A 10,774-nucleotide genomic window follows, 5' to 3' on the forward strand; every position below is an offset into this window, starting at 1 on the left:
TCCGAGACTTCTACGAACATTTCGCAGAAGGAAGGGCAAAGGGACGAAATGGCCGAGACATGATTGCCGCGGAACGAAGCCCAAATGCCTATTTAAGAAATATTCGAGCGACCTTCTTCGACCGTGAACCGGCCGATCAAGTTAGCGCTTCGTGAGTTGGGAGAAAAGTATGGCCGAGCATTTAGATCTCGAAGCCAAGGAGCGCCTTCATTTGGTTGAAGGGGAAGACCGCTACCACGCATTCACGGCCTCTGAGCATGTCAGCCGCTATGCGGCTGTGCATTCGATCTGTAAGGGCCGCCGCGTTCTCGATGTCGCTTGCGGTGAAGGATATGGCTCGAAACTGATTGAGACATGGGGTGCTCAAAGAGTCCTGGGCATAGATCTTTCGAATGAGGCCGTGGCCATAGCAAAAAAACTCTATGGGACGGATTCCGTCGATTTTCGAGTTGGTGACGTTCAAAAACTCTCAGAGTGTTTGAACGGTGATGTTGATTTCGATCTCGTCGTGTCCTTCGAGACGATTGAGCATTTGCCCGAACCGGAACTATTCCTCCAGCAGCTGCTTCACTTCTTGAAAGCCGGTGCTATGGTGGTGTTGAGTTGCCCCAATGAGGACGCAACGCACGATCCCGACTTAAAGAACCCTCATCACGACCGACGTTATTCGTTCGAGAGTTTCCGTAGTCTGACAGAGAAATATCTCGGCCCCGCGCAGTGGCTTGTTGGCGCCCCCGTGAGCGGGCATGCCAACATCTTACTTGGCAATAGTCAGGCATTCGAGGGGCACACCGATCCAGGAGCCCTCGCTACGCAGGTAGAGCTCGGGCTTGCTATGCTTGGTCCGAGCCAGGACCAAATTGAGATTTCGGCACAGTCCTGCACCTATTATTTGGGGGTGTGGGGCGGTACTATTGAACAATCTGCCTCCGTTGCGGCGCAGACGCCATCGAGCTTCGTTTCACCATGGCGTCAACTTGCTGAGATATCCGAAGCGCTTAAGGAGCATATAGCCGCTCATCACACACAAAAAGAGGAAAATGCCAAGACGATCAGCACCTTAACTACACGCGTATCGTTTCTGGACGGCGAGTTGCATCTTCAGCGCCAGAAGGCTCAATATTATGCAAAAGATCTTGCAAAGACGCGAGAAGAACTAACAAAACTTCAGAATTGGAAGTCGACCTTGCTTCGCGCCTCTTCTGACAATTCAGAATTGATGGCCGGTAATCTCCAGGCATTTGCCGACTCGCGATTCTATCGCCTTTGGGCGAAGAGCCCTTCAATGTACGAAAAGAAGCCTGTGAGGATACTCATCCGACTATGCCGAGCATTTTATAGAAGAGATCGACGCAGGTAACGCAGTCAGGCATAGTGTTCTGGTTGGCAAATTATTCGGTGTTTTTCGGCTGTATATGCTATTGGGTTTTGGCGGCCAGGACGTATCGTCGAGTGTGGTCTTCCCTCTGGCCCATTTGAAATGCTCCTCCTTCTTTCAGAAGTGCTCTCCATTTTTACGAGGCAAGTCCAAGATTGCCTTCGTCAAGAAATCGGAGACCAAGCAATGAGCGCCAATAGCCCGTTCAAGCGAGGGATCGTGCGACAGAACGACCCTGAGAATGCCCGCTCACGCGTGGAGTTTCAGGATGAGGAGGCACTGTCAGCTGTTGGCTGTCCTGGAACATGCCAGCGGCAGGCGGATCGAAGGTGTTCAACCAGCCCGACGAAGGTAGCCAGGTTCACTGCCTGATCGACCATCAGGGCGAAGATGGTTGCATCCTCGGCGCGAGCTATTAGAAGGAAGACAAGACGCCGACCAAGAACGGCAATCTGACGAAGGCCGTGCTGGGTGGAGCGGATCTCGAAATCGACAAGTCGTCAGGATCCGCGACATTGAAGTTTCCAGGCGGGTTGACGATCGAGGGGCCGGTGAAGATCACGGGGCAGACGGCGATCGAGGGCAGCGGACTCACCCACGATGGGAAGAATGTCGGCGACACCCATGGCCATGTGAGCGCGCCGCCCGGACCGCCAGGGCCACCCGTTTAATCAGGGTCGATCGGCAACAGGTGCTCGGCAACGCCCTGACTTCGTAAATCCGCTCGTTTTTGCGCGAGCCTGGGTAACCAGCCGAGGAACACCGGATGGAAATTACTATCGATCAGCGCGTATTCGAAGTGTGGCTCGTATTGAAGCAGATGAAGGTGAGCATCCGGATAGACCTCCTCGACAAAGCGTCTTACCTTGTCACCAATACTTTTTTCATCGAGCCAGAACAGGCCCTTTTCCTGGATGCAGCTGGTGGCCAGGACGTAGTAGTCAATTCGAGGGAGGAGCCAAAATTCTTTCGGTAAGTTCATGCCCGGCCTCTATTCGTTAATGAACGCCCGGAAGTGCTTATGGCTTCATTGGAAGCTCATGGAAGGGAACCCCGATCCTGCTGAGAGTTTTTCGAACTTTGGCGAGATTGAGTATTAGATCCCGGTCTTTGTGCCGGCTCTGATCGAACATGACCGTGGAGCCAGTCGCAGGTGGGTTGAAACGGAATATAGGCCGGTGTGGCAAGGCACTCTTTAGTGCCTCGTACGTTCGATCTGTTTGAACCTCTCCGGCCGGAAGCCAAAATATCCCTAGTACAAATAGTGAGCTTTTCCCGAGTTCCACAAGGGCACCAAACTCCAGTGCCGGGTAATTTTCAGGAAATTCCATTGTCATCTCCGAAGGCAGGCTGCTTCCCCTAGGGTAGAGCCTCGCCACTCAATTGCAATCGCGCGCGCGTAATTTTCGCGCATGCCCATCGATCGCAGCACAATCACCTTTCTGCACTGGCAGCCGCGTCTCGGCCGCAACGCCGACGCGCTCAGCGAGATCGTCATCGGGTTCGATGACATTCATCAGTGCATCACCACGATCGTTCTGACAGAAAGGGCACGGTGCCCACGGCGCCAGAAAAGTGCTGCCGGATCCAGCCCTACGTCGATCGGCGGCCGGATTACGCCATCCCCTACATCACCCGCGAAATCTGGGACGCGTTGGCGATCTGGGAGCCGCGCATCATCGTCGACCGCGTGGCGATCACGCCCGAGGATTTCGGGCATTGGCGCTTTCCGGTGTTCTGGCATCTGCGCTCGGACGTGGCGCGGGAAGTGTTGCGCACCGACGTCATCCTGCCCAGCGAGCGACGGCCATGAATGCGAAATGGACTGAGAATTTCACTCTGCCGGCATTCAATGTCGCCTCAGAGACGTGTTCGCCGGAAAGGCTGGCAGCGTGCCGGGTTTTGATAGAGGGAGCAATTGCCGGTCGATGGAGCGCGCGCCGCCTAGCAAGAACTGTAGCAGCAATGCCCGGGCCTGCGATTGTCTCGTCAAGCCGGATGGGAGGCGAGAAATGACCGGCTCGCTCAGCGCTGCGTTGGCGTCCATGACCACTAGGGTATACAAATGGCGCTCATATAGTACTCGCCAGGCCCCAGCGCTCATTCGCTCCCAAGACGCAAAACTGTCCGTTCTGGCGAGCATCGCCAGTGCTCCATCGGCCTCTTCGTCAAATTGGGTAGAAAACGCTGTTGCGGTGATAGCCGCCACGCGTGGCGTGAACAGAGCATTGAAATTCCAGAGCAGCGCCATTGCCTTCTTAGGAGAGATGATAACCGGCGCGGCGCTTGCTGCTCGGTCCCCTAATTGTTGCTCGCAATACGCGATCCAAATCTCTCGCAACTCCATCTGCGGTCTCCCATTGCGCGCGACCAGTCTGACTGAGTCCGTCTCCCAACGGAAGGTGTCACATTTGCTTGCAGTCATACTGTGGAAGGCTTTCCGGCCTGGCATCACCCTGGCCATGGCGTGTGACTTCGGAGGCTCCAGCCATGCGGCGTGATGATCCCGGCCCCTACAGTCTCGACGCTCTACGCGCCTTGCCCAAGCCCGCCCTGTTCAGCCGGGACGCGGCGGCGCTGAAAGTCCGCTACATCGTATGGTTCGAGCAGGCGAGCGGTCGCGCGCTCTATCCGATGCAGGTAGAGATGCTGCTGATCGAGACCCTGGCCTATGCCATGTCGATCCTCGGCGAAGAAGCGCAGATGACGGTCGAGCAGCACCTGGTCGCGCTCGCGACGGTCGGGCTCGATCAGCTTGGTGCCAATCGTTCGGCGCCACGCCTACCGGCCTCCAAGGCTCGCGTCACCATGCGTTTCTCATTGACCACCGTGCGTCAGGAGGCAGTGACGATCCCCGAGCAGAACCGCGTCAATGCCGGCTCGGCCGGGCTGGTGTTTCTGACGCTGACACCGGCCGTGATCCCGGCCGGCGCGCTGTGGGCCGACGTCACGGCCGAGGCCTCGCTTGAGGGCGTGGCAGGCAATGGCCTTCAGCCGGGGCACCTGACCTCTATGCTCGATCCCGTCGCGGGCGTCGTGGCGGCGAATGTCACCACCAGCGAGGGCGGCGCCGATATAGAGGATCTCGATCAATGGCGCCTGCGCATCGCCAACGCCTTCGACCGCGTCTCCTCGGCAGGCGGCAAGGGCTGATATCGTGAGACGGCCATGGCGGTGTCGCCGGCCATCGTCGACGTCGCAGTCATCCGTCCGCAGCCCTGCTATGTCGAAATCTATCCGTTGACAGACAACGGTGCGGCCGGGCTGGATCTGCGCGACGGAGGGGTAGCGGGCATCTTCCAATCCGCGGACAGCCTTGAACGCGACGAGCAGCAAATCCCATCACGCGGAGAACCGAGCGCGTGCGAGGTTTCGCACGATCGTCGCGGCTGAGACCGCGAGCATTTCACGGTTATGCCAAGCACGCGGGGAGGGAGAGCGCTGCTCTCCCTCCCCAGCAAGCACGAACTGGGGTCTCCCCGAAATTCTCTTCGCTGCGCTCAGACAATCTCGCCGCCGATAGGGGGGGCGCCCTGCGGACGGGCGAAACCTGTTCCTATGACATTGCTCCTCGCGGGGCGGTAAAGATCGACCTGCGGGCCAGTCCGTCGGGAGCCACCTGGTGATACTGCGCCGCGAGCGCCTAGAGGGGACGAGTGCCCCGATGGATTGGCCGCGATCGACGCCCCGTGGGGAGTTGCGCCTTCGAGCGCCAGAACAGGGCCGGCGAGGTTCGCGGCCGCCCGTTCGTGCAACGAGGGAGATGCAATGGAACATAACATCGCAATAGCAGCCTATGTCGGTGTGGATTGGGCCTCGGCCACCCATTACGCCTACGCACTCGACGCGTTCGGTCAGAAGCTCGGCCACCGCGCATTCGCACACAGCGGGGAGGGGCTGACCGAACTGGCTGCTTGGATCAGATCCGTGACAGGGCTAGAGCCCGCCAGTGTCGCCGTCGGCATAGAAGTGCCGCATGGACCCGTCGTCGAGCATTTGATGGATGCCGGTTTCCTCGTTCATGCCGTCAATCCCAAGCAACTCGATCGGCTCCGGGACCGCTTCACGATTGCCGGCGCAAAAGATGACAGGCTCGATGCCTTCGTTCTGGCTGATTCCATGCGAACGGACTTGCGCTTTTATCGCTTCCTCCAACCCGTGCATCCCACCATCATCGAATTGCGGGAATGGTCGCGGATGGTCGAAGATCTGTCCGCCGAGCGTAATCGGCTGGCCAATCGTTTCCGTCATCAACTTTGGCGCTATTTTCCGCAGTTTGTCGATCTGTCTGAGGATTGGGCGCGCGATTGGGTGTTGGACCTATGGGATATGATCCCTACGCCTGCAAAAGCACGGAGCGTTCGGACAGGAACGGTTGCTCGACTGCTCTATCGGCGCCGGGTTCGGAAATGGTCAGTGGAGACGCTACTCGCCCATCTGCGGGCGACGCCGATCGCGGTTGCGCCTGGTGTCACCGAAGCCTGCGTTGCCCATTGCCAGATTCTCATCGTTCGTCTTCGCCTGGTAATGGAACAGATGAAGGTCGGGATGAAGCAACTCGAGCGTCTGTGTATTGCGGTTGCCGACCTTCCCCCTGTCGAGGCAACCGCGCCGAATACCCGGTGCGACCCCGATATTCTGCGTTCGATGCCTGGCATCGGGCCGATCGTACTCGCCGCACTGCTTTCGGAAGCTCATGACGCCGTGTGTCGACGGGATGCGGCGGCACTTCGCGCACTCTCTGGCGTCGCTCCAGTGACGCGGCGAAGCGGCAAGCAATACACCGTTGCGATGCGCCATTCATGTCCTCATCGGCTGCGTACCGCCGTCTACCATTGGGCCAGGGTGGCAGTTTTGAACGATTTCCACTCCAGGAACCGATATAGCGCCATGCGCAAGCGAGGCCATTCGCATGCACGTGCGCTGCGCTCGATCGGCAGCCGACTAATCGGTGTTGCCTGCGCCATGCTGCAAACTGGAGAGCTCTTCGACAAGAATCGAATGCCACAGATCCCGGCGGGAGGCGCGACGTGAGCCAAGGCGGAGGCGCAGCTGGTCGGGGATGCGAAGCCTACGCCTTGGCGTCTCGCAGGTGCTGATCGAAAAGCCTAAGTCGCACAGGCAGTTAATCTCCCATGAGGGATTGGTTGCTCGATTTCTCTTGGGCTGACCGCACAAAAACGCTTAGGGCGTTGCCCTCGGCGCGCTTCGGAGTGCCTTCCGCCCAGCTTCGGTCGCTGAGCTCCCTGCAGCCGGTTCCCCGCGAACGCACTCACTCCGCTTGCACACCCACTGCTCGCCGCGAGGCAAGGGTTGCAGCGCAGCGCTGCGACCCCTCGCCGAAAAGCGAGATCGGGAAGCAAACGCAATGAGCGGAACGGCGGAGAATAAGGCTTGCAAAAGGCGGGGAGTCCCCTCCCCAGTTCCTGCTTGCCCCCCACCCACACGCTGCTCCGCGCGACCTCGGGAAGCAGGCAGGCACCTGCTTCGCCGATCAAACGGAAGGGCAGCAAGATGGGCAAGTTGAGCAAAGCAGAGATCAAGGCGCACGCCGAGGCGGAAGCCTTGTTGGGGAAGGATGTGCTGAGCGAGGACGAGAAGGATTTTGTTCTGGAGAACTGGCATCCGGGTGCAGAGAATAATGTCGCGGCTGCAGGCGCGTTCTTCACGCCGACGGATCTGGCGGCCGATTTTGCCCTTGAGCCAGGGCAGGGCCGGGTCATCGACCTCTGTGCTGGGATCGGTGGTCTCGCCTACTGGGTTCGGCAGCGCTCCAAATGGCGGGGCGAGGTGGAACTGACCTGCGTCGAGATCAATCCGCGCTTCGTCGAGATCGGTCGCATGCTGTTGCCGGAAGCACGCTGGATTTGTGCCGATGTGCTCGACTGGCGGCAATGGTGGAAGGAGGAGCTTGCGGGAACCATGTTCGACTGGGCGATTGCCAATCCGCCCTTTGGCAAGTTGGCAACATCGGGCGGTCGCCGTGGCTTTAAATCCTTCGAGTTTGCGGTGATCGATGTCGCCTCTCAGATCGCCGACAATGGCGTATTCATCCTGCCGCAAGCTTCGTCGTCGTTCCGCTATTCCGGCTGCCTTTGCTTCGAGCGGCTGACCTCAGGGCCGGGCGTTGAGTTCAAGCAGCGAACGGGCCTGTTCATGGAATGCGGCATCGGGATCGACACCAGCATCTGCCGCGATCAATGGCGGGGCGTCGCACCCTTATGCGACATCGTCACCATGGAATTCGCCGAGTGGCGGGAACGTCGCCAGGCGCGAGTTCTGGCTGACAAGAGCGAGCAGCTCGTTCTGCTTTAGGCAGATGGTTCGATGTTCGGAGACAGACGAATGTAATTCGAATGTTCTCCGGCTGCCGACAATTGTCCGGATTGAGACAGGGCAAACCGATGGTCGAAGAAAAATCTGCAAATCATCGGAACAGTGCTGCCGAGATTGCGATCTTTTTTGAAGATGATGTTTACAGGCACCGGAATTTGCCTGAGAATCTGAGCCAGCGCAGCGATCGGGTCCACAAAGCTGCGCATATAAAGAAAAATGTCACTCACTTCGACATCAACGCAAAAAAGAAAGTGACTGAACATGCTCGAAGAAGACACAAGTCTGGTCGACCTGACCGTCGACATCGTCTCGGCTTATGTCGCCAATAATCAGGTTGCCACCGCTTCCCTTGCGGATCTGATCCGTACAGTGCATGGAAGCCTGACCAACCTGAACAATCCCAGGCCGGTTGAAGCTGATACCCCGCCAAAGCCCGCCGTTCCGATCAAAAAATCCGTCACGCCCGATTACATCATCTGCCTGGAAGACGGCCTCAAATTCAAATCGCTGACCCGGCATCTGCGAACCGCTTATGGTCTGACGCCGGCGCAGTATCGGGAAAAATGGACCTTGCCCAGCGATTACCCCATGGTCGCGCCGAACTATTCAGCCACACGCTCACGTCTGGCCAAGGAATTGGGGCTAGGTCAGATGAATCGAAAGGCCGTTAGTGCCCCGCCACCGCCACCCCCTCCCGCGGCCAGCAAGGGCAGAAAGAAAAAGGCCGCGTAGCGGTCTCGACGCCAGACATGTCGATTTGCCAAGGGCTGGATGATCGAGATCAAAGTTCTCTAGCCTCGTTTCTGGCAGGTCTGGCGTATGAGGCAAAACCGCAATGCGCAAGTCATTGCACGCCATGGCCCTACGCCATGAACTTCGTGCTTTCCTTCCTCCATTGGAGGCATCTGATGGCAGGTCGATCCATTCTCGGGAGCGACCTGATGGCAGAAGAAACCAAGACAGGGCCGACACCTTTGGCCCCGTCCAATGACAATTCCAGTCTTGCTGGCTCCAGCCATGCCGGCGAGGACAGCGGTCCCGCCAAGCTGAATCGCGTCGTGCTCGACATCGCACGGGTGGTCGGTCGGCAGTTGGCCCGGGAAGCGTTCGAGAAGCACCGGGCAGCCAATGACAATCGGCGTGGTCGCCGAGAGGAAAAGGGCAGGGGGAAGAAGGATGATCCCCCATTAGGAAAGAGAGAGGTTGATCCACCATGACCCGTGTCGCGCTCTATGCCCGCTATTCTTCCGATAGCCAGCGGGATGCCTCGATCGAAGACCAGTTCCGGCTGTGCAGAGAGCAGGCGACGCGCGAAGGCTGGCGCGTGACCGGGACCTATCAGGATGCGGCGATCTCCGGCGCCAGCACCATCTTGCGGCATGGCATCCAGCAATTGGTGCGTGACGCCCAGCGCGGCCAGTTCGAGATCGTGCTGGCCGAGGCGCTCGACCGTATCAGCCGTGACCAAGCCGATGTCGCCACTCTGTTCAAGCATCTCAAATTCGCTGGCGTCACCATCGTCACTCTGGCGGAGGGCGAGATCAGCGAGCTGCATGTCGGCCTCAAGGGCACCATGAATGCCCTGTTCCTGAAAGACCTTGCCTTGAAAACCCATCGCGGCCTGCGGGGCAGGGTGGAGAAGGGCAAGGCCGGGGGAGGGCTGTGCTACGGTTATCGGGTGGTGAAGAAGCTCGATGCGGAGGGCGAGCCCATCCGCGGTGATCGTGAGATCGTGCAGGAGGAAGCCCAGATCATCCCCGCATCTTCCAGGAGTTCGCCACCGGCAAGAGCCCGAAGGCCATTGCCATCGACCTCAACAAGGAGGGCATTCCCGGTCCGCTCGGCCGGCACTGGGGCGATACCAGTGTCCGAGGCCATGTGATCCGGGGCACCGGCATCATCAACAATGAGCTCTATACCGGCGTGCTGGTCTGGAACCGCCTGCGCTTCATCAAGGATCCAATCAGCGGTAAGCGCGTGTCGCGGATCAATCTGCCGGCCAAATGGATCCGCACCGAGGTGTCGCATCTCAGGATCATCGACGACAAGCTCTGGCAGGCCGTGAAGGAACGACAGAAGGTCATCGCCAGCAAGTTCGAGGCGGTCACCATCGGCATCCGCGATGCCAGGGCGAAGAGGCTGCACACCATGAAGCGGCCGGCCTCCCTGCTTTCCGGCCTGCTCACCTGCGGCTGCTGCGGTGGACGCTATGGCCTGTTCACGAAAGAGCGTTTTGGCTGCCTCAACCATCAGCGCCGGGGCACCTGCGACAATGGCAGGACAATCACCCGCGAGAAGATCGAGGAACGTGTTCTCTCAGGCTTGAAGGAAAGATTGGTCTCAGCCGATGCCGTGGCCGAGGCGGTGAAGGCCTATACTCATGAGACCAACAAGCTCAACCAGGAGCGCCGCGCCCAGGGAGAACATGATCGCAAGGCACTCGACAAGGTCGAGAGGGCCATCGCCGGCATCATGGCGGCGATCGAAGACGGACTCTATCAGCCGACCATGAAAGCAAGGATGGAGGATCTGGAACGCCAGAAAGCCGATATCACCCAACGCCTTGCGCAGGCACCGGCCGACGTGCCCGACTTGCATCCCAACATCGCCAATCTCTACCGCAAGCGGGTGGAGCACTTCACGCAGGCGCTCGCCGACGATGAGGGCGGAAGACAGGCCGCTGAAGCTCTGCGCTCCTTGATCGGCGAGATCGTGCTCACGCCCGGCGACAAACGCGGTGAGATCCATGCCGAGCTACGCGGCGAGCTGTTTGGCATTCTTGAATTCGCTAATCTTGAACGAAATCAACGGGTTGGTGATATTATGATGAAAGCCGTTGCGGGCCCCCGAAAAGAATATCAGCCAGCCCTGTTCAAGGGCTGGCTGATTCTTGTCGTCGATATTGTCAGCCGTTCAGCGCAGCATCCGCGGCGTCAGCCTCGACCACATAGGGTCCCGCGGCCAGGATCTGCAGGCCCAGCATGGCGATCGCGTTGGGGGCGCGCTCGCCGAGCGGCAGCACGGCATCGCCATCCGTCCAGCGGCGAGACCCTTCCGGCA

The 10,774-nt window shown here is 59.0% G+C and carries 15 protein-coding genes; 11 read left to right on the top strand and 4 right to left on the bottom strand.

Annotated elements, in window-relative coordinates:
- Positions 1 to 169: 169 nt before the first annotated feature.
- Together ACTJKX_RS37005 and ACTJKX_RS37010 are read left to right on the top strand one after the other, a co-directional pair.
- Positions 170 to 1,360, top strand: a complete 1,191-nt coding sequence (locus ACTJKX_RS37005) for a class I SAM-dependent methyltransferase (RefSeq protein WP_394315482.1) — start codon at positions 170 to 172, stop codon at positions 1,358 to 1,360.
- Positions 1,361 to 1,893: 533 nt separating this feature from the next.
- The gene (locus ACTJKX_RS37010; protein ID WP_440728374.1) at positions 1,894 to 2,049 is read left to right on the top strand and encodes a hypothetical protein; all 156 of its coding nucleotides are present in this window, start codon (positions 1,894 to 1,896) and stop codon (positions 2,047 to 2,049) included.
- Here the strand turns inward: ACTJKX_RS37010 and ACTJKX_RS37015 are convergent.
- Both ACTJKX_RS37015 and ACTJKX_RS37020 read right to left on the bottom strand, forming a co-directional pair.
- Positions 2,046 to 2,360 (bottom strand): hypothetical protein, encoded by a 315-nt coding sequence (locus ACTJKX_RS37015; protein ID WP_394315480.1) that lies wholly within the window; start codon positions 2,358 to 2,360, stop codon positions 2,046 to 2,048. The two genes, ACTJKX_RS37010 and ACTJKX_RS37015, sit on opposite strands and share 4 nt — an antisense overlap.
- Positions 2,361 to 2,757: 397 nt before the next feature.
- Positions 2,758 to 2,895 carry a hypothetical protein gene (locus ACTJKX_RS37020; RefSeq protein WP_394315479.1) on the bottom strand — a complete coding sequence of 46 codons (138 nt, stop codon included), beginning with the start codon at positions 2,893 to 2,895 and terminating at the stop codon, positions 2,758 to 2,760.
- Between the two features lie 38 nt (positions 2,896 to 2,933).
- Between ACTJKX_RS37020 and ACTJKX_RS37025 the strand changes: the two genes are divergently transcribed.
- Positions 2,934 to 3,191 carry a phage baseplate protein gene (locus ACTJKX_RS37025; protein ID WP_440728375.1) on the top strand — a complete coding sequence of 86 codons (258 nt, stop codon included), beginning with the start codon at positions 2,934 to 2,936 and terminating at the stop codon, positions 3,189 to 3,191.
- A 36-nt stretch (positions 3,192 to 3,227) separates the two neighbouring features.
- Here the strand turns inward: ACTJKX_RS37025 and ACTJKX_RS37030 are convergent, their stop codons facing one another.
- Complete coding sequence (locus ACTJKX_RS37030) at positions 3,228 to 3,725, bottom strand: hypothetical protein (protein WP_394315477.1); 498 nt, start codon at positions 3,723 to 3,725, stop codon at positions 3,228 to 3,230.
- A 143-nt stretch (positions 3,726 to 3,868) separates the two neighbouring features.
- Here ACTJKX_RS37030 and ACTJKX_RS37035 point away from each other — a divergent pair, with 143 nt between their 5' ends.
- The 4 genes from ACTJKX_RS37035 (at position 3,869) to ACTJKX_RS37050 (ending at position 7,693) form a co-directional block, all read left to right on the top strand.
- Positions 3,869 to 4,531: a baseplate J/gp47 family protein gene (locus ACTJKX_RS37035; RefSeq protein WP_440728376.1), complete on the top strand. Its 663-nt coding sequence runs from the start codon at positions 3,869 to 3,871 to the stop codon at positions 4,529 to 4,531.
- Between the two features lie 15 nt (positions 4,532 to 4,546).
- The gene (locus tag ACTJKX_RS37040) at positions 4,547 to 4,771 is read left to right on the top strand and encodes a hypothetical protein (RefSeq protein ID WP_440728377.1); all 225 of its coding nucleotides are present in this window, start codon (positions 4,547 to 4,549) and stop codon (positions 4,769 to 4,771) included.
- A gap of 375 nt (positions 4,772 to 5,146) precedes the next feature.
- Complete coding sequence (locus tag ACTJKX_RS37045) at positions 5,147 to 6,412, top strand: IS110 family transposase (RefSeq protein WP_440728378.1); 1,266 nt, start codon at positions 5,147 to 5,149, stop codon at positions 6,410 to 6,412.
- 480 nt (positions 6,413 to 6,892) lie between these two features.
- Positions 6,893 to 7,693, top strand: coding sequence for a methyltransferase (locus tag ACTJKX_RS37050; protein ID WP_440728379.1), 801 nt, complete (start codon positions 6,893 to 6,895; stop codon positions 7,691 to 7,693).
- Here the strand turns inward: ACTJKX_RS37050 and ACTJKX_RS37055 are convergent.
- Positions 7,690 to 7,941 carry a hypothetical protein gene (locus tag ACTJKX_RS37055; protein WP_440728380.1) on the bottom strand — a complete coding sequence of 84 codons (252 nt, stop codon included), beginning with the start codon at positions 7,939 to 7,941 and terminating at the stop codon, positions 7,690 to 7,692. The genes ACTJKX_RS37050 and ACTJKX_RS37055 overlap by 4 nt on opposite strands.
- Positions 7,942 to 7,975: 34 nt before the next feature.
- On the opposite strand from ACTJKX_RS37055, the gene ACTJKX_RS37060 reads away from it, so the two are divergent.
- The 4 genes from ACTJKX_RS37060 to ACTJKX_RS37075 all read left to right on the top strand — a co-directional run.
- Entirely contained in the window at positions 7,976 to 8,446 is a 471-nt protein-coding gene (locus tag ACTJKX_RS37060; protein ID WP_440728381.1) for a MucR family transcriptional regulator, read from the top strand.
- Between the two features lie 209 nt (positions 8,447 to 8,655).
- Positions 8,656 to 8,931: a hypothetical protein gene (locus ACTJKX_RS37065; protein ID WP_440728382.1), complete on the top strand. Its 276-nt coding sequence runs from the start codon at positions 8,656 to 8,658 to the stop codon at positions 8,929 to 8,931.
- Positions 8,928 to 9,596 carry a recombinase family protein gene (locus tag ACTJKX_RS37070; RefSeq protein WP_440728383.1) on the top strand — a complete coding sequence of 223 codons (669 nt, stop codon included), beginning with the start codon at positions 8,928 to 8,930 and terminating at the stop codon, positions 9,594 to 9,596. The genes ACTJKX_RS37065 and ACTJKX_RS37070 overlap by 4 nt, the downstream gene beginning before the upstream one ends.
- The coding region (locus ACTJKX_RS37075; protein WP_440728384.1) for a recombinase family protein at positions 9,521 to 10,774 on the top strand (1,254 nt) is incomplete at its 3' end. The genes ACTJKX_RS37070 and ACTJKX_RS37075, both read left to right, overlap by 76 nt.

It is taken from the genome of Labrys sp. 22185, assembly GCF_052045555.1.
GTDB lineage: Bacteria > Pseudomonadota > Alphaproteobacteria > Rhizobiales > Labraceae > Labrys > Labrys neptuniae.